Origin of the sequence: Paraburkholderia sp. RAU6.4a (genome assembly GCF_050435625.1) — a bacterium.
Classification (GTDB): domain Bacteria; phylum Pseudomonadota; class Gammaproteobacteria; order Burkholderiales; family Burkholderiaceae; genus Paraburkholderia; species Paraburkholderia tuberum.
This window is the reverse complement of record NZ_JBNDKQ010000003.1, coordinates 1,317,412-1,334,513: the sequence shown is the minus strand read 5'-3', so window position 1 is coordinate 1,334,513 and position 17,102 is coordinate 1,317,412. Positions and strand designations below refer to the sequence as shown.

The following is a 17,102-nucleotide window of genomic DNA, read 5'->3' as shown; positions in this document are numbered from 1 at the left end:
GGCAAAGCGGCAAATCACTCGTCGCCGCTCACCGCTCCGTCCACGTTCGCCGCTCCGCTCGCCACATGCGCGGCGACCCGCAGCAGGCGGATCTGTTTGCGATAGTTCCGGCACCCGCTGCAGGTCGGCAGATGCAGGCGGATCGCGAGCCATTCGCCAGTCGACAGGGAGCGGTCGAGCGCATCGGATAGCAGCCGCGTGATGTCCTTACATTTCCCCATTCGCATCCTCGCTGGATAGGCCTTTTTCGCTCAGGCACGTGCGCAGCCGCAGCCGCGCGCGATAGATCAGCACGCTGCAATGATTCGCGGTGATCTGCAGTTCCGCGCAGATCGCCGCGATGTCGAGGTCGAGAAACTCCCGCATCATGAACACGCGTCCGATGTGCTCGGGCAAATGCTCGAGGCACATCTCGAACAGCGTCCAGAATTGCTGCTGGCGCAATGCAGTTTCGGGTGTCGGCCACGGACGCGGTTTGGTCTCGCGGGACCAGTGGCCGTTGTCCTTGAAGAGCTCGCGATCAAGCAGCGCCTCGCCGTCGAGTTCGGCTTCGAGCGCCGACAGATTGACCGTGCGCTGGCGCGCGCGCAGCGTGTCGACGAGCTTATGGCGCAGGATGCCGAACACCCAGGTCTTGTGCTCCGACTGCGCGGCAAAACGCGTGGCCTGAGTCCACGCGGCGGTCAGCGCTTCCTGCACGGCGTCCTCGGCGGCCGCGGCGTCGCGCAATTGCAGACGGGCGAAGCGCACGAGGTCACGCCGCAATTGCGCGAGATAGATGGGATCGTCCAGCGAGGGAGCGCCTGGCTGCGTCACGGCATGCTCCGTCGCTGCGCTGTCGGCCGCGCGCTGCGCTGCGCGTGTCGTCCTGAAACGTCGTGATTCATGAGTGGATGGTCGTCCTCGCACGGTTTGCGGATGCGTGCGCCATTCTCCCTCACGTTCCTGCCCTAGCGAATCGGTATTGAACATATGCCCCTTGGCCATCGATGCCCGAGGAGATTCGTCGCGCGGCGCGGCCGCTTATGACACCGGAAATTAATTGTTGCAAGAAATGATATTTCGAGTCTGCGCGCGAAGACTGTTGGATCGCCATACTGGCCGATCGACGCGTCGCGGCCGACCACCAATTCAACGCAATCGCACAATAGCGATTATTTCAATTTATAAAATAATGTCTTCTCATCTTCGCTGTTTGTGGACGCGGGCCCGCTCGCTATTCTTCACGCCATCGATCGCATCAGATCGCGCAACCCACACACAAACGAGGACGCACACCATGAAACGCATTTTCTCCGCCCTGATCGCTTCGGCCGCGCTGTTCGCAGCGGCTTCGGGTGTCGCTCACGCCGACGCCCCGGCTTCGACCTGCAACGGCCCGGCGTCGTACTGCAACGTATTTTTTGGCAACTGATCGGCACGTCGAAATACGCAGCAAGGAAGCATGAGAAAAGGGCGCCGGCAACGGCGCCCTTTCATATTCCAGTATTCAGCGTTCGGCCTGCATGGGGAGACGGCGGCGTCAAGCGGCCCCTTCTAGCCACGGCCGACGGACAACCCGCGAGTCCTAGCGGCTCGGCGCCTTCCCTCCGCCATCGAGTCCGGCGCCCGTGCGCCACACCTGTTTGCCTTGTTCCGACAACTCGCCGCAGCTATGCGTGGCATCGGCTTCGACGCCGTCGACGGCCATCTCGCCGCCCGCCGGCTCCTGCGCGCGCTGCCGCGCTTTCTTGCGCGCGGCGACCGCTTCGTCGTGGGATTTTCCTGCGTAGTCGAGACTCATGATCCGGTCCTCCAGAATGTCGATGATGTCCCATTTGCCTCAGATCGCCCTGGCCCGAAGGCATGCTTGATTGGCAAGGCAAAAGTTCCACTTATCCACAAGGTTATTCAGCGAATCTGTGGATAACTTTTCGAGCCGCGAGGTTATCCACCGTCAGGTGCCGCAAGAATCCTTCCCGATCCGCTATGAGCTGGCCACATCCGCCAGGGCCTGGGCGTTTCGCGCGGCTTTTGCCTATGATGGACAGTTCGTACTCTCTGCGCGTCGAGCGCCTTACCTGAGGAAGCGAACATGGCCTATCACATTGCAGTGGTCGTCGGCAGCCTGCGGCGGGATTCGTTCAATCGTCAGCTGGCTCAGGCGGTGATTTCCCTCGCTCCAGCCGATTTCACCTTCGAATACATCGATATCGGCTCCTTGCCGCTGTACTCCCAGGACTACGACGCCGACTATCCCGAAGCCGGCAAGAAGCTCAAGGAGCGCGTGCAAGCCGCGGACGGTCTGCTGTTCGTGACGCCCGAATACAACCGCTCGATACCGGGCGTGCTGAAAAACGCGCTCGACTGGGGCTCGCGGCCGTGGGGCACCAACTCGTGGGCCAACAAGCCCGCCGCGGTGATCGGCACCTCGGTCGGTGCGACCGGTAGCGCGCTCGCTCAGCAGCATCTGCGCAACGTGCTCGCCTATCTCGACGTCGCGGCGATGGGGCAGCCCGAGGTGTTCATCAAGCACGATCCAGCGGTGATCAACGAAAAGGGCGAGATCGTCAACGACGGCACGCGCAAGTTCCTGCAGACGTTCATGGACCGCTACGTTACGTGGATCAAGCGGCACGGGGCGGTGTAGCCGAGCCTCAGCGCCGCTGACCGCGTCCCGACCATCCGCCGAAGCAACGCGAACACAGCGCGCGCCGCGTAAGGCGGCCGCGCTCGTGTCGCTCGGCGCATCACCTACACGTGGTGATGGCCGGTCACCCGCTCCCAGCCGTGACGCACCGCGAGCTTGAAGCGCTCCCACGTGTTGTCCGGCGACGTGGTTTCCCAATGGCGGCGTGCTTCGGGCTCGATCTCATCCCACGGACGATTGCGGAATCGCGCGTCGCGAGCGATCTCCGCGCCGTAGCGATAGGCCGGCACATAGTCTTCATAGCGCGCGTTCGCGGCGGCGTACTGCTCGTCGTAGTGCGCGCGGAAATCTTCTTCGTACTCCAGATATTCGTTCGGCATCTGCGCGCCGGGACCGGTGCCCGGCTGCCCGCCTTCGGGGACGATGTCGGACGGCTGCATCACCGCGCCCGAACCCGGTACCGAGCCGGCGGCGATCGCGCGGCGTCCCGCATCGCCGGCGAGCGGATCGACGATGGGTTCATTGACCGGATCGCTCATCGGCCGTTCGCTGATCGGCGGCGGCGCGAACGGCTTGGCGGCGGCGCCGATGTCCGCCGGCGGCATGGCGGTCAGCGGATCAGGGCGCGGGGTGGCGGGAGGGGGCATGGTGTCGGGTGCGGTCGTACCGGTCGCCGAAGTGGCGCCCGTCGCGCCGGCGATTCCGGTCGATTCGGTCATGGCCGCCGCACCCGCTGCGCCGCTGCTCGAACTCACGCCCGCCGCTCCCGGTGTCGCAGTGGTGTCGCGCATCCCGGGCGTCGCACCTGCCTCGGTCGTTACGCTCGACGTGCGCGGCGTTCCCGGCATCACCGCGCCGATGCCCAGCTCATCGAGTATCGAGTGGTCGCGGTCGGTGGCGGCCGGCGTGTCCGCCTCGGGCGGGCGGTCGCCGATATCCGTCGCGCCGAGCCGCACGAGCGTATTGCGCGCCAACTCCGCATGCGACTCGCTTGCCGCGTGGACGCACACGAGCACCGCGCCGCGCCGCATCGCCTCGGCATAACGCGCGGTGTCCGATGGGCGCGGCCCGGTCGAGAACAGGCTGGCGAGAAAGCGCTCGATATTCGCGAGCACGCCCGCGTTGGCGACGTCGCTGGTGGCCGAGCCAACCGAAGGTTCGGCGTTCGCCTGCAACTCGATCTTCTCGCGCGCAAAGCCGGTTTGCACGAGCGTGTCGCGGGCGGTTTCGGCCTGCATGTAAGTGTCGAATAAACCAATCACGGTATGTTGCATGGTTGTCTCCCGACATGTTCTGCTGGAAAGGGCGACGCTCGCGGCGTCGTCCCCTTGCCGTGTGCAGGCAAGCAACCTTCATGCCCCGCACCGCCGCGCGGCGCCGCCGCGTCCCATGCCCAGCCGCGCTGCCCGGCGTGCTACGCATGACGCGGGCTCACGATGAAAAAAGCGCGGCATGTAAGCGCCGCGCTTTTTACAAGGCCCGGTAAATGACGCCGGCATGACGTCGACATCAGGTATCGGCCGGATGCGTGGCGGCATCGTTGCTCGTTTGCACGGCGTCGTGCTGGATCGTTTCGAGCAGTTGCTCCAGCAGTCCGATATCGAACGGCTTGGACAGCACGCGCACGTTCGCGTGCCGCGCGCGGTCGAGCTCTTCCGCGTAGCCGGTGACGAGGATGACCGGCAGCTGCGGGTCGAAGCTGAGCACCGCTTCGGCCAGATCGATGCCGTTCATCTTGCCGGGCATGTGGATGTCCGACAGCACCAGATCGAACGGCAGCGGCTCGCCGGTGCTCGCGCGCTTCGCGCGGGCGTCGTCGAGTACACGCAGCCCCGTGTCGGCGTTGAACACGCAGGTGACCTGATGACCCATCATCTGCAGCAGCGCCTCGGTGCCGGCGGCGACTTCTTCGTTGTCCTCGACGAGCAGCACACGCAGACCCTGCGGCACGCCGCTTTCGGTCGCTAGCGCTTCTGCAGGCCCGGCCGTGTGCGGCTCGGTCGACGCGCGCGGCAGATAGAGCCGCACCGAGGTGCCCGCGCCGATCGCGCTGTCGATTGCCGCGAGCCCGCCCGAGCCCTCGCAGAACGCGAAGACCTGCGGCAACCCGAGTCCCGTGCCCATGCCTTTGGGCTTGGTCGTGAAAAGCGGCTCGAACGCGCGCGCGAGCACGTCGGGCGCCATGCCGCCGCCGGTGTCTTCGAGCGACAGTTGCACGAACTCGCCGGTCAGCGGAAAGCCGTCCTCGTGACGGAACACGACATTGCTCGCGCGCACCGTGAAGCGTCCGCCGTTGGCCATCGCATCGCGCGCATTGACGGCGACGTTGATCAGCGCGAGCTCGAGCTCGGCGACGTCGACGCGCACCGGCCAGGTATCGACGCCACTATTGATCACGAGCGACACCTTCGCGCCGAGCGACGCGCGCAGCAGTTCGCGGCACGACGGCAGCCAGCGTTCGAGCGACAGCGTCTCGGTGCGCAGCGGCTGCTTGCGCGCGACGCCGAGCAGCTGCCGCGTCAGCGACTGGCCGCTCTTCAGCGCGCGCTCCATCGCCGACAGTTCGCGCTCCAGTCCGCCGACGCCGCGCCGTCGCACGATCTGCACGTTGGCCGACAGGATCATCAGCAGGTTGTTGAAGTCGTGCGCGACGCTGCCGACCAGCCTGCCGAGCGCTTCCATCTTGCGCGACTGGCGGTACGCGGATTCGATCGAGCGGCGCATCGATGCCTCGGCCTGCCAACGCTGCCACGCTTCCTCTTCGGCGCCGAGGCGGCGCAGCGACAGCCAGATCACGCACCACAGCGCGATCGACGGCGTGAACATCGACAGGACCAGCACGCTCAGGTGCTTGTACCAGGCGGCCCAGATCGCCGACGTGCGATAGCCGCACAGCACGTAGACCGGATACGAGCCGACGTGCCGGAAGGCGACGATCAGGTTGCCGCCGGCGAAGCTCGAGCGCATCCGCACGACGCCGGAGCGCTGCCCCTGCCTGACCGCTTCGGCGAACGGCGAATCGGACGCGAGCGCGGTCGGCTCGCGTGGGCCGCGCGGGTAATGCGCGAGCACCGCGCCGTCGGTGCGCACGAGGCTCATGATGATCGGCGTAGCGTCGCTGCTGCCGAGCAACTCGCGATAGAACGCGTCGAAATAGCTGGGCCGCAGCGCGATCGACACGACGCCCGCGAACGAGCCATTGGGCGCCTGGCGCTCGACGCCCATGTTGAACACCTGCTCGCCGCTCACATGTCCCGTCATCACTTTCGACACGCGTTCCAGCACGTTGCCGTCGCGGATGCCGACGAAATCGTCGCGCTGGCCGACCGAATTTTCCGGCGACGGATACAGGCGGCTGCTCACGAGCAGCGCGCCCTGCTGGCCGAAGATCGACACCGAGGCTACCTGCGGATAGCCGCCGCCCATCGTGCGCAACTTGTCGTGAATCGTGTGTTCGCGCGCGCGAATGCCGTCGTCGTCGAGGCCGTCGGTCAGTTCGACGATGCGCGAGTTCAGCGTCTCGTTCATGTCGAACACCTTCAACGCGTGTTCTTCGGCGACCCGCACCGTGCGCAGCGCCAGATCGGTGGCGTCGGCCTCGCGCGAGCGCAGATCGGCGAATGCCATCGCCGCGACGTAGACGAACGGCAGCACGATCGCCGCGACCAGCAGCGCGATCAGCGTGATGCGACGCACCTGGAAATTCTGTTCCGGCACGGTGGGAAACGACGCGTCGTCCTGCTCGCGGGCAGGACGACGCGAAAGACGGCCCGCGCGGGCGGAGTCGACCCGGTCTGATGTCATTGTCGTTGACGCGAAAAGTCGTTCGGATGTGGCAGCCCCGTATCGGGCCGTTGCCGGCACCATGCCGCCTTCAGAACAAGCATAGACGCAGCACGGAATAATTTGCCGCAACGCGTTGGAGATGGGCGTCCGCCGTGCCGGCCGTTCTTTAAGAGCGGCTTTAAAACAGCGACGAATCGGGAAGCGCAAACGTACACAAAAGGATAAAGATAAAAGAATGTCCGCCCCGACGATAGATCTATTTCTGAAATTCGCCTAGCAGAGAAACAGATCGTTACCGTCAGCGATGCTGGCGAGTTGCTTTTGCGCGACTTTACTTCGACAATCCTCGTCACGATAAAAAGGGCCGTTGCCACCTCCGTGCGCCGGATCGTCAAGGTTCGCCAAACGCGTCCTGCTGCATTCGCACCCCCTCTCGCCAAAGGCAATTGCAATTCGACAGGCGCCACTGTACCTGGTCGCGCATCGGTCGGCATCACGCGAAGGTGTGCCACCCTCCGCTGTCGCGACGAACGAAATACGCACACAACCAGGCGCGGAAAGCGCGCAGACGAACCAGCCGATTCCTTTATCCGACCCGCCCAAACCGCCCGACCCGCCGTTGCCATGCTCCCCATTGTGATCGCCGACGATTCGCTGCTCGCCCGCAAGTTGCTCACGAAGGCACTGCCGCCCGACTGGGCAGTCGACGTGTCCTACGCGACGAACGGGCACGAGGCGCTCACGCTATATCGCGAGGGCAAGGCATCGGTGATGTTCCTCGACCTGACGATGCCGGACATGACCGGCTACCAGGTCCTCGAAGCGTTGCAGCACGAGGACCTCAACACCTTCGTGATCGTCGTTTCCGCCGACGTGCAGCCGCTCGCCCAGCAGCGCGTGCGCGAGCTCGGCGCGATCGCGTTCATCGCCAAGCCGGTGACGCCGGAGGCGGTCCTGCCCATCCTCAAGGAGTACGGCTTGTATGTCTGAGCCCGCCTTCACCGAAGACCAGCGCGACGCGCTACAGGAAATCGCCAATCTCGCGATGGGCCGGGCCGCGACGCGGCTCGCGGGCCTGCTCGATTCGTTCATCGAACTGTCGGTGCCGCGCGTGCGGATGGTCGCGGTGAGCGACGCGGCGCGCACGCTGCGCGAGATGACCCATATCGACGACACAGTCAGCGCGGTGCGTCAGGGCTTTCGCTCGGACATCAAGGGCGAGGTGCTGGTGATCTGTCGCAGCGACAGCATCGCGCAGCTGTGTTCGCTCGTCCGCGACCCGTACGCGCGTTCGAGCTACGAGGAGGTCGGCGAGCGCGAACTGATGCTCGACGTCGCGAACCTGCTGTCCGGCGCGTGCGTGTCGTCGATACTCGACCAGCTCGGCCGCACGCCGGTGTTTTCTGCGCCGGGCATGCTCGGCGACACGCTGACGCTCGACGAAGTGTTCCAGCCCGGCGTGCTGCAATGGCAGGTGGCGCTGCTCGTCGAAGTGAATTTCGCGCTCGAACATCAGAGTTTTCGCGCGCATCTGGTGATGCTGATGGCCGAAGAATCAATCCGTCACATGAACGAAGCGCTCGATGCGCTGCTGTCCAGTATATGAACGTCTCCGTGGAATCGTTGAGCGACCTCGTGGTCGAGCGGGTCGGTTTTGGCATCTTCGTGCTCGACCGTGAACTGAAGGTGCTGATGTGGAATCGCTTCATGCAGGACCATAGCGGCCTGTCGGCGGAGCAGGTGGTCGGCCACTCGATCTACCAGAACTTTCCGGAGCTGCCGCGCGTGTGGCTGTCGCGCAAGATCGAGAGCGTGTTTCAGCTCGGCAGCTTTGCGTTCAGCTCGTGGGAGCAGCGCCCGTATCTGTTCAAGTTCGATCACGACCGGCCGATCACCGGTGGGGTCGACTTCATGCAGCAGGACTGCACGTTCATGCCGCTGATGCGCGGTCGTGAGGTGGTGGCCGTGTGCGTGACGATCTCCGACGTGACGCACGTGAGCATCGTGCAGCGCGAACGCGAGGAGGCAGTTGCGAAGCTGCAGGAGTACGCGAATCGCGACGGACTGACCGGCATCGCGAACCGGCGCTTTTTCGAAACGCGGCTGCGCGACGAGTTCACGCGCTGGCAGCGCTACGGCGGCGAGATGTCGATGTTGCTGTTCGACCTCGATCACTTCAAGAAGATCAACGACCAGTTCGGTCATGGCGTCGGCGATACGGTGCTGCGTGTGATGGCGCAGCGCGTCGCCGGCGTGGTGCGCGCACAGGACACGTTCGGGCGCTTCGGCGGCGAAGAGTTCGCGCTGCTGCTGCCGTGCACGCCGCTCGACGACGCGATGCTGGTGGCGGAGAAGATCCGTCGCGTGATCGAGGAAACGCCGGTGGAGCTGATCGGCACCAGCGTGCCGGTCACGGCGAGCCTCGGCGGCGCGACGGCGCGCGCCGGGGTGCCCGCCTACGACGTGCTGATCAACGAGGCCGACGCGGCGCTCTATAGCGCAAAGCGTCAGGGCCGCAACTGCGCGGTCGCGTTCCGGCTCGCGGGAGCCTGATCCGCTAGCGGGGGCGGCGCGGTCGAGGCCCCCGCGCCGCCCCGGCGGCCTTCCTTCCCGTCCCCCTATTGACCGGCGAAACTGCGGTCACCGGCAAAGATTGCTATACTTTTCGCCGTTTCCGGCCGCCCAGCCGGATGTTTCGCGCGTGTCCGCGCGCGCGGGCCCACTGCCCTGCGGGTCGGCATAAAAACCTCTTTGAACGCCTTTCAGCGGGCGCCTCCAGCGGAGATCGTCTTGGCTGTTTCCAATCTTGTCGTGGACGATACTGAAACCGACGCCGCTGCCGCCACGTCCGGCAGCTCGTTTTATCTTGCGATGCGCATCTTGCCGGCGGCGCAGCGCGATGCGATGTACCAGGTCTACGCCTTCTGCCGCGCCGTCGACGACATCGCCGACAGCGACCTGCCGCGCGCCGAGCGCGCGGCCGGGCTCGAGCAATGGCGCGCCGAGATCGACGCTTGCTACGCCGGCCAGCCGCGCGCGTCGCTGCGCGCGCTGACGCGGCACATTCACACGTTTCATCTGCAACGCGAGGATTTTCACGCAATGATCGACGGCATGGCGATGGATGCCGCCGCCGACATCTGCGCGCCCGACGACGCCACGCTCGACCTCTATTGCGACCGCGTCGCGAGCGCGGCCGGCCGTCTGTCGGTGAGGATATTCGGGATGCGTGACGAGCCGGGCCGGCTGCTCGCGCACCACCTCGGCCGCGCGCTGCAGCTCACCAACATCCTGCGCGATATCGACGAAGACGCCGTCATCAACCGCTGCTATCTACCGCGCGAGCTGCTCGCGCGCGAAGGCATCGCGGCCACGGACCCGCGGCAGATCGCTGACGATCCGACGCTGCCGCGCATCTGCGTGACGCTCGCCGAGCGCGCGAAGCAGCACTTCGCCGAGTCCGACGCGATCATGGATCGCGAGCCGCGCGCTCAGGTGCGCGCGCCGCGCATCATGTCGGGCGTCTATCGCGTGCTGCTCGAGCGCGCGCTGGAGCGCGGCTTCGACGTTCCGCGCACGAAGGTCCGCAAGCCGAAGCTGCGCCTGCTGTGGATCGTCGCGCGTTACGCGCTTTTCTGAGCTGATGCCGAAGCTCGTCCACGTGGTCGGCGCGGGCGTGGCCGGGCTCGCCGCCGCCGTGCAACTGCAGCGGCGCGGCGCGCGGGTCGTGCTGCACGAAGCGCAGGATCACGCGGGCGGCCGCTGCCGTTCGTACTACGACGCGAAGCTTGGTGCGACGCTCGACAGCGGCAATCACATCGTGTTGTCGGCCAATGCCGCGACGCTCAACTACGTGCGCGCGATCGGCGCCGCCGACGAACTGGTCGGCCCCACGCAGCCCGAGTATCCGTTCGTCGATCTGGCCACGCGTTCGCGCTGGAGCGTGCGTCTGTCGCCGGGGAGTTTGCCGTGGTGGATTTTCGATGCGCACGCGCGCGTGCCGAACACGGGCCCGACCGATTACCTGTCGCTCGTGCCGCTGCTGTTTGCGAAACCGGGCCGCAGCGTCGGCGCAGACGATGCGCTGTCACGGTCCGCTGTGGGAACGGCTGCTGCGGCCGCTGCTGCATGTGCTGCTGAATCTGGAGCCGCGCGACGCGTCGGCCGAACTGACCGGCGCGCTCGTGCGCGAAACGCTGCTCGCGGGCGGGCTCGCGTGCCGGCCGCTGGTCGCGCGTAATGGTCTTGGCAGCGCGTTCGTCGATCCGGCGCTGCGTCTGCTGCAACATGGCGGCGCGACGATCCGGCTCGGTTCGCGTCTGCGCGACATCACGTTCGCGGCCGACCCGGCCCGTGTGCAGGCGCTGCATTTCGACGCTGAGAGCATCGCGCTCGGCGCGAACGAGGCGGTGATTCTCGCGCTGCCGCCCGAAGCCGCGGTGGCTCTCGTGCCGGGCCTGCGCGCGCCGACGCGTTTCGCGGCCGTGCTCAACGTGCATTTCGCGGTCGAGCCGCCGTTCGGCCTGCCGCAAATCACCGCGCTGCTGAACGGAACGGCCGAATGGCTGTTTGCGTTCGACGACCGCCTGTCGGTGACGCTCAACGGCGCCGAGCGGCTCGTCGACACGCCGCATGACGTGCTGGCGGCGACCGTCTGGGCCGAGGTCGCGCAGGCGGTCAATCTGCCGGCCGCGCCGCTGCCGCGCTGGCAGGTGGTGATGGAATCGCGCGCGACGTTTGCCGCGCTGCCCGCGCAGGAGACATTGCGGGCGGGCACGCGCACTCGCTGGAACAATTTGCTGCTCGCGGGCGACTGGACGGCCACCGGCCTGCCCGCGATGCTCGAAGGCGCGATCCGCTCCGGCCGGAAGGCCGCGGATACGCTGCTGAATCAACCGATGGAACGCAGATGAACGACTTATCTCACACCCAGCCGCTCGACGCGGCGCTGCCCGAAGCCGCCGATGCGGCGCCGGACCTGGCCGAAGCTGCCGTGGTTGCCAACGCGCCCGCCGTGGCGGACGCATTGGCAACCGCAACGCCGGCGCCCGTGCAGGGCGCGAACGCGCTCGACGCATCGATCACTCGCGCGACCGATGCGATCCTGGCCGCGCAGCAGCCGGACGGCCATTGGGTCTACGAACTCGAAGCCGACGCGACGATTCCGGCCGAATACGTGTTGCTGGTCCACTATCTCGGCGAAACGCCGAACCTCGAACTCGAACAGAAGATCGCGCGTTATCTGCGCCGCATCCAGTTGCCGAACGGCGGCTGGCCGCTCTTCACCGACGGCGCGCTCGACATTAGCGCGAGCGTGAAGGCGTACTTCGCGCTGAAGATGATCGGCGACCCGGTCGATGCCGAGCACATGGTGCGCGCGCGCGACGCGATCCTCGCGCACGGCGGCGCGGAACACGCGAACGTGTTCACGCGAATCCTGCTCGCCCTCTTTGGCGTGGTGTCGTGGCGCGCGGTGCCGATGATGCCGGTCGAGATCATGCTGCTGCCGGTGTGGTTCCCGTTCCATCTGTCGAAGGTGTCGTACTGGGCGCGCACGGTGATCGTGCCGCTGCTGGTGCTCAACGCGAAGCGGCCGCTCGCGCGTAATCCGCGCAAGGTGCGCATCGACGAGCTGTTCCGCGGCGCGCCGGTGAACACCGGCATGAACGAGCGCGCACCGCATCAGCACGCGGGCTGGTTCGGCCTGTTCCGTTGTGTCGATTCGGTGCTGCGCGCGGTCGATGGCCTGTTGCCGAAGGCGACCCGCGAGCGCGCGATCCGCGCGGCGGTCGCGTTCGTCGACGAACGACTGAACGGCGAGGACGGCCTCGGCGCGATTTTCCCGGCGATGGCCAACTCGGTGATGATGTACGACGTGCTCGGCTATCCGGCCGATCATCCGCATCGCGCGATCGCTCGCAAATCTCTCGACAAGCTGCTCGTCGTCAAGGACGACGAAGCGTATTGCCAGCCATGTCTGTCGCCGGTGTGGGATACGTCGCTCGCCGCGCACGCTTTGCTCGAAACCGGCGAAGCGCGCGCCGAACAGGCGGCCGAACGCGGGCTCGCGTGGCTGCGTCCGCTGCAGATTCTCGACGTGCGCGGCGACTGGATTTCGCGCCGCCCCAACGTGCGGCCGGGCGGCTGGGCGTTCCAGTACAACAACGCGCATTTCCCGGATGTCGACGATACCGCAGTGGTCGCGATGGCGATGCACCGCTCGGCGGCGCTCACGCAATCCGATGTCGATCGCGAAGCAATTGCCCGCGCGCGCGAATGGGTGGTCGGCATGCAGAGCAGCGACGGCGGCTGGGGCGCGTTCGAGCCGGAAAACACGCAGTACTACCTGAACAACATTCCGTTCTCGGACCACGGCGCGCTGCTCGATCCGCCGACCGCGGACGTGTCGGGCCGCTGTCTGTCGATGTTCGCGCAGATCGGCGAGCTGCCGCAAAGCAGCGAGCCGGCGCGCCGCGCGTTCGACTACATGCTGCAGGAGCAGGAGTCGGACGGCAGCTGGTACGGCCGCTGGGGCCTGAACTACATCTACGGCACATGGACCGCGCTGTGCTCGCTGAACGCGGCCGGCATGCCGCACGACGACCCGCGCATGCGGCGCGCGGTGCAATGGCTCGTGTCGATCCAGAACGACGACGGCGGTTGGGGCGAGGGCGGCGAGAGCTACAAGCTCGACTATCGCGGCTACGAGCGTGCGCCGAGCACCGCGTCGCAGACAGCCTGGGCGCTGCTCGGACTGATGGCGGCGGGGGAGGTCGATCACGAGGCGGTGGCGCGCGGTATCGACTATCTGCAGCGTGAGCAGCGCGAGCATGGGCTGTGGGACGAAACCCGGTTTACCGCGACCGGCTTTCCGCGCGTGTTTTATCTGCGCTACCACGGCTATCGCAAGTTCTTCCCGCTGTGGGCGCTCGCGCGCTTCCGTCATCTGAAGCGCAATGGGCTCACGCGCGTCACGGTCGGGATGTGACGGATGTCCATGTCGATGACGCCGTCCGTGGGGATGGGCGATAGCGGCTTGCCGGTGATCGTCGTGACGGGCATGGCGTTCGAGGCGCGCATCGCGCGCGGCGACGGCAGCGAGCGCGTCGAAGTCGTGTACGCGGCGCGCGCCGATCTGCTCGAGCGCGCGCTGAACGCCGCGGTCGCTCGCGGCGCGGCGGGGATCGTCAGTTTCGGCACGGCGGGTGGGCTCGCGCCGGATCTGCAGCCGGGCGCGCTGATCATCGCGGATGCCGTGCATGGGCCGTTCGGGCGGATCGACACGGATCGGCAATGGGCGGAGCGGATTGCCGCCGCCGTGACCAACGTCAGGACGGCCGAAGGGCTCGCGGGACGTCTGCGCCGTGGCGCGATGGCGGCGGTCGCCGCGCCGCTGATCACTGCTGAAGACAAACGCGCGCTGCACGAATCGACCGGCGCGCTCGCGGTGGATATGGAATCGCACATCGCTGGCGCGACCGCTGCCGCGCACGGTCTGCCGTTCGCCGTGTGTCGCGCGATCGTCGATCCGGCCTGGCGCACGCTGCCGCCGGCCGCGACCGCTGGTTTGCGCGACGACGGCAGCACCGCCCTCGGGCCAATTCTGCGCGAATTGCTGCGGCAGCCGTCGCAACTCGGCGCGCTGCTGCGCCTCGCCGGCGATGCGCGCGCCGCGCGGACTACGCTGGTCGAGGCGCGGGAGGCCTTGGGGAAGGGCGGCGCGCTGCGGATCGCGGGCGTCAGCAGTTGAGCGACGGGGATGGCGGTTAGCCATCCCGACTGCGTCTGGGGGCGGCAGCAAGTCGCTAGCGTGGGCGTGACCTACCCCTGGAGCGGCGACTCGAGTCTTCGCCCAGGTCCCTTAGGCGGTTGCGCAGCCGCTGGTTATCTGCGTAAAGCCCCGCAAATGCCAGTATGAACAGTAGCAGCGGAAACCACTGGCCGCTGTAGCGAATCAGCGCCCATGCGATCGCTGCACAGGCGATAGCGGCGAGCAGAAGCGCCACTTTATCGACGATCCAATTCATACCAATTCAGCTCGATGTAGCGCCAGACAGGCGTAGTGCCGGCGCGCTGGCCTGTTTGTCAGCACTTCCGGATGGCGATGGATGAATGCCAGCATGGTCTGTGGAACGACCAATCCGAGGCGATCAATTGCAGTGAGGCGGCGCGTTCGCTGATTCAATGGCTTTGGTGTCCCATGTTCCGAGTCGCACGTCTTCTGCCCGCATGCGTAGGGTCAGCGGCACTAGGTCCGCCTGCACGGCGGTCCCAGATATTGGTGTCAATCACGGCAGCCTGTCCTCGGGTAGCACCAGGCGGCCGAATGAATACCGGTTATTGCTCACAATGTTCACCGGTTAAAAAGAGAAAATTCTAGCCGATGAATGCCCGTTTTTATTTTGGGATAGCATCCTCCGTAATAAAAATGGTGAATCTAATTGTAAATTCTGGTCAAATTCCATATTAATAATTGACTCGCCCATCGAGTGGCGGCAATTATCAGGCTCCTCTTCTTAAGGAGCCTGATAAAAATGGCATGGGACAAAACCGGCGCGGTACGATACCTGCAAGCTAACGCTAGGCTATCGAGCCAGAGCCGATGCGCGGAGTACACCAGGCGTGCGATTGAAGCGGGAGGACTGCGGATTACGCATACGGCGTACGCGAAAGATTACGGCTCGTCGCTCGTGGGAGCGGGGTTTCACGAGGTGGATGGCACTCCGCAGCGCGGCGACGTGGTAGTTATTCAGGCCATTACGGGTCATCCATACGGCCACATGGCGATGTTTGACGGCCAGATATGGATATCGGATTTTCGACAATTGCATGGGTTTTATCCGGGTCAGACCTATCGAACCATGAAACCTACATACAAAATATTCCGGCACGACTGACAATGAGTAAATTTCTTTTGCGCGTTTTTGCCTCACTGGCTCTTGCGTTGGTACTCGAGCCGGGTGTAACCACCGCAGCGACTCCGGATACACCAGAAGCCGCAGTGAAGGCGTTTTACACTTGGTATTTGCAGCAGGAGGGCAGCGTTTATCAACTGACGGATAGCCACATTTACAACTATGTGGCAAAACCGACGGTCGATAATCTGCGGGACGACTATCGCCACAAACGCTTGCCGGGCGGAGCGGACTACTTCACGCGGGTGCAAGACCTCGATCCGCAAATATGGCTCACAACGATGACTTTGCATCCGGCAATCGCGCTTGGCGGGACGGCGGTAATTCCAGTCACGTTCGGGTTAACGGAAAAACAGAATCTCGTCGTGTTCGTCGCAAAGGAAAACGGGCATTGGCGGATAACCAAGGTAGAGGACACAACCGGCTATCAGGGATTCCACCAGTATGACCCGATGGATTAGGGAATACGTTCCTAACCAGCCCGCCCGCTGTCGAGCGGGCTTTTTTCCGTCAGCGCTGCATGGCCGCACGAGTATCCGTTCCGCGGACGAGCAGTTCGCTCACTATCGCGCGAACTCCAAGCCGGTACCGCAAACGGCACCCGTCAGGGCCGTCGAGGAAGGGTGACGTTTGGCTGTACTTCAGCGTGGGGCGCCCATCCAGGGCGCCCCGCTGTGCCTTGTAGCGCTGGACTGAAGCGCCAGGGCACGGCGGCAGGCCCGGCGGCCGGTTCCCAGATCCCCTGGAGCGCTATTGCGGGGCCGACGCCGGCTCAGCAGGCACGGCTGGCGTAGCGCCAGCGCCACTGTCACCCGGATCGGTGTAGTTCGGCAGATCCCCGCTGGGCGCGTTGGTCGCTCCACCGGAAGCCCCATTGGGCGCCGGCGAGGACTCACCCGGATCGTTGTAATTCGGCAGCGCGCCGGGCGCGCCCTTGGCCGCGCCGCCCGGTCCCGAAGCGCCATTGGGCGTCTCGCCCACATCGCCCGGATCGGAGTAATTCGGCAGGCCGCCCGCCGGCGCGCCTGCCGCTGGGGCAGCAGCCGGGCTCGTATTGCCGTTATCGTCGTAGTTCGGCAGCGGCGGAGGGTTATTGCTCGTGCCGCGCAGCCGCGCGAGGCGCTGCTGCACATAGGCATCACGCACGAACGAGTACTTGTCGAGCGCGGCCTGCTCCAGAAGGCTGGTCGCGCCGAGCAGATCCGCACGTGTGCTCACGAACTGCAGCACGTACAGCGGATTGCGGGTCGCGGGTTCGATATAGTTCAGCGGATTGAACTTCACGTCGACGACGAGCCCCATGCTGTCGCGCACCGTGCTCGGCCCGAACAGCGGCAGCACCAGATACGGACCCGACGGAATGCCCCAATGCCCGAGCGTCAGACCGAAGTCCTGATGATGCTTGGGCAGACCGGCCGGCGTCGCCCAGTCGAGCAGGCCGCCAATGCCAAACACCGAGTTGAACGCGAAGCGCATGATGTCTTCGGTCGCATCGGTGATCTTCAGTTGCAGCAGCGCGTTTGCGGCGTTGGTGAGGTCGCCGAGGTTCGAGAAGAAATTGCTGACGGCGGTGCGCAGCGGCTGCGGCGTCACTTTCTGGTAGCCCTTCGCGACCGGCACCGCGATATAGCGATCGACGCCGTCATTGAAATTGAAGATCACCCGGTTCACCGGCTCGAACGGATCGCCCGGCTTGCGATCCGGAGCGGTCGCGCAGCCGGAAATGAGACCCGCGGCGGTGAGCGCCAGCGCGGTGTTACGCAGCTTCATGC

16 protein-coding genes and 1 pseudogene are annotated in these 17,102 nt (G+C 65.5%); 11 read left to right on the top strand and 6 right to left on the bottom strand.

The genetic code is table 11. From position 1 onward, the window contains the following. Window positions 1-14 precede the first annotated feature (14 nt). Together OKW40_RS30745 and OKW40_RS30740 are read right to left on the bottom strand one after the other, a co-directional pair. Window positions 15-227, bottom strand: coding sequence for a zf-HC2 domain-containing protein (locus tag OKW40_RS30745; RefSeq protein WP_429333146.1), 213 nt, complete (start codon window positions 225-227; stop codon window positions 15-17). Beyond that, window positions 208-816 (bottom strand): RNA polymerase factor sigma-70, encoded by a 609-nt coding sequence (locus tag OKW40_RS30740; RefSeq protein WP_184057700.1) that lies wholly within the window; start codon window positions 814-816, stop codon window positions 208-210. The genes OKW40_RS30745 and OKW40_RS30740 overlap by 20 nt, the downstream gene beginning before the upstream one ends. Window positions 817-1,279: 463 nt before the next feature. On the opposite strand from OKW40_RS30740, the gene OKW40_RS30735 reads away from it, so the two are divergent. Beyond that, complete coding sequence (locus tag OKW40_RS30735) at window positions 1,280-1,414, top strand: hypothetical protein (protein ID WP_018424013.1); 135 nt, start codon at window positions 1,280-1,282, stop codon at window positions 1,412-1,414. A gap of 153 nt (window positions 1,415-1,567) precedes the next feature. Here the strand turns inward: OKW40_RS30735 and OKW40_RS30730 are convergent, their stop codons facing one another. Then, window positions 1,568-1,783, bottom strand: coding sequence for a hypothetical protein (locus OKW40_RS30730; protein WP_013092833.1), 216 nt, complete (start codon window positions 1,781-1,783; stop codon window positions 1,568-1,570). Window positions 1,784-2,074: 291 nt separating this feature from the next. Between OKW40_RS30730 and OKW40_RS30725 the strand changes: the two genes are divergently transcribed. Further along, on the top strand, window positions 2,075-2,629 hold the full coding sequence (locus OKW40_RS30725) for an NADPH-dependent FMN reductase (RefSeq protein WP_090808128.1): 555 nt from the start codon (window positions 2,075-2,077) through the stop codon (window positions 2,627-2,629). A gap of 104 nt (window positions 2,630-2,733) precedes the next feature. Here the strand turns inward: OKW40_RS30725 and OKW40_RS30720 are convergent, their stop codons facing one another. Both OKW40_RS30720 and OKW40_RS30715 read right to left on the bottom strand, forming a co-directional pair. Then, complete coding sequence (locus tag OKW40_RS30720) at window positions 2,734-3,903, bottom strand: hypothetical protein (RefSeq protein WP_429493179.1); 1,170 nt, start codon at window positions 3,901-3,903, stop codon at window positions 2,734-2,736. 235 nt (window positions 3,904-4,138) lie between these two features. Continuing rightward, window positions 4,139-6,433: a response regulator gene (locus OKW40_RS30715; RefSeq protein WP_429493178.1), complete on the bottom strand. Its 2,295-nt coding sequence runs from the start codon at window positions 6,431-6,433 to the stop codon at window positions 4,139-4,141. Window positions 6,434-7,039: 606 nt separating this feature from the next. On the opposite strand from OKW40_RS30715, the gene OKW40_RS30710 reads away from it, so the two are divergent. The 9 genes and pseudogenes from OKW40_RS30710 (at window position 7,040) to OKW40_RS30670 (ending at window position 15,791) form a co-directional block, all read left to right on the top strand. After that, window positions 7,040-7,405, top strand: coding sequence for a response regulator (locus OKW40_RS30710; RefSeq protein WP_090808122.1), 366 nt, complete (start codon window positions 7,040-7,042; stop codon window positions 7,403-7,405). Continuing rightward, window positions 7,398-8,021, top strand: a complete 624-nt coding sequence (locus tag OKW40_RS30705; protein WP_184031036.1) for a chemotaxis protein CheC — start codon at window positions 7,398-7,400, stop codon at window positions 8,019-8,021. The genes OKW40_RS30710 and OKW40_RS30705 overlap by 8 nt, the downstream gene beginning before the upstream one ends. Further along, a complete protein-coding gene (locus OKW40_RS30700) occupies window positions 8,018-8,968 on the top strand; it encodes a sensor domain-containing diguanylate cyclase (RefSeq protein ID WP_184057708.1) in 951 nt (316 codons plus the stop codon). The genes OKW40_RS30705 and OKW40_RS30700 overlap by 4 nt, the downstream gene beginning before the upstream one ends. Before the next feature lie 237 nt (window positions 8,969-9,205). After that, window positions 9,206-10,054 (top strand): presqualene diphosphate synthase HpnD, encoded by an 849-nt coding sequence (gene hpnD, locus OKW40_RS30695; RefSeq protein WP_429493177.1) that lies wholly within the window; start codon window positions 9,206-9,208, stop codon window positions 10,052-10,054. A 4-nt stretch (window positions 10,055-10,058) separates the two neighbouring features. After that, window positions 10,059-11,328 (top strand): annotated as a pseudogene (gene hpnE / locus OKW40_RS30690) (hydroxysqualene dehydroxylase HpnE). Next, window positions 11,325-13,403, top strand: coding sequence for a squalene--hopene cyclase (shc, locus tag OKW40_RS30685; RefSeq protein ID WP_429493176.1), 2,079 nt, complete (start codon window positions 11,325-11,327; stop codon window positions 13,401-13,403). The pseudogene hpnE and the gene shc overlap by 4 nt, the downstream one beginning before the upstream one ends. A 3-nt stretch (window positions 13,404-13,406) precedes the next feature. Further along, complete coding sequence (locus OKW40_RS30680) at window positions 13,407-14,165, top strand: phosphorylase (RefSeq protein WP_429493175.1); 759 nt, start codon at window positions 13,407-13,409, stop codon at window positions 14,163-14,165. Between the two features lie 784 nt (window positions 14,166-14,949). Then, the gene (locus tag OKW40_RS30675) at window positions 14,950-15,312 is read left to right on the top strand and encodes a CHAP domain-containing protein (RefSeq protein WP_429493174.1); all 363 of its coding nucleotides are present in this window, start codon (window positions 14,950-14,952) and stop codon (window positions 15,310-15,312) included. A 2-nt stretch (window positions 15,313-15,314) separates the two neighbouring features. Next, complete coding sequence (locus OKW40_RS30670; protein ID WP_429352772.1) at window positions 15,315-15,791, top strand: DUF3828 domain-containing protein; 477 nt, start codon at window positions 15,315-15,317, stop codon at window positions 15,789-15,791. Window positions 15,792-16,080: 289 nt separating this feature from the next. Here the strand turns inward: OKW40_RS30670 and OKW40_RS30665 are convergent, their stop codons facing one another. Continuing rightward, window positions 16,081-17,100: an MlaA family lipoprotein gene (locus OKW40_RS30665; protein ID WP_429493173.1), complete on the bottom strand. Its 1,020-nt coding sequence runs from the start codon at window positions 17,098-17,100 to the stop codon at window positions 16,081-16,083. Between the last annotated feature and the right edge of the window lie 2 nt (window positions 17,101-17,102).

Bases quoted from the DNA above. Each gene is read 5' to 3' on its own strand.
- shc (WP_429493176.1), top strand. From the start codon at position 11,325: ATGAACGACTTATCTCACACCCAGCCGCTCGACGCGGCGCTGCCCGAA.
- OKW40_RS30720 (WP_429493179.1), bottom strand. From the start codon at position 3,903: ATGCAACATACCGTGATTGGTTTATTCGACACTTACATGCAGGCCGAA.
- OKW40_RS30705 (WP_184031036.1), top strand. From the start codon at position 7,398: ATGTCTGAGCCCGCCTTCACCGAAGACCAGCGCGACGCGCTACAGGAA.
- OKW40_RS30715 (WP_429493178.1), bottom strand. From the start codon at position 6,433: ATGACATCAGACCGGGTCGACTCCGCCCGCGCGGGCCGTCTTTCGCGT.
- OKW40_RS30700 (WP_184057708.1), top strand. From the start codon at position 8,018: ATGAACGTCTCCGTGGAATCGTTGAGCGACCTCGTGGTCGAGCGGGTC.
- OKW40_RS30670 (WP_429352772.1), top strand. From the start codon at position 15,315: ATGAGTAAATTTCTTTTGCGCGTTTTTGCCTCACTGGCTCTTGCGTTG.
- OKW40_RS30675 (WP_429493174.1), top strand. From the start codon at position 14,950: ATGGCATGGGACAAAACCGGCGCGGTACGATACCTGCAAGCTAACGCT.
- OKW40_RS30665 (WP_429493173.1), bottom strand. From the start codon at position 17,100: ATGAAGCTGCGTAACACCGCGCTGGCGCTCACCGCCGCGGGTCTCATT.
- OKW40_RS30710 (WP_090808122.1), top strand. From the start codon at position 7,040: ATGCTCCCCATTGTGATCGCCGACGATTCGCTGCTCGCCCGCAAGTTG.
- OKW40_RS30680 (WP_429493175.1), top strand. From the start codon at position 13,407: ATGTCCATGTCGATGACGCCGTCCGTGGGGATGGGCGATAGCGGCTTG.
- OKW40_RS30725 (WP_090808128.1), top strand. From the start codon at position 2,075: ATGGCCTATCACATTGCAGTGGTCGTCGGCAGCCTGCGGCGGGATTCG.
- OKW40_RS30735 (WP_018424013.1), top strand. From the start codon at position 1,280: ATGAAACGCATTTTCTCCGCCCTGATCGCTTCGGCCGCGCTGTTCGCA.
- OKW40_RS30745 (WP_429333146.1), bottom strand. From the start codon at position 227: ATGCGAATGGGGAAATGTAAGGACATCACGCGGCTGCTATCCGATGCG.
- OKW40_RS30730 (WP_013092833.1), bottom strand. From the start codon at position 1,783: ATGAGTCTCGACTACGCAGGAAAATCCCACGACGAAGCGGTCGCCGCG.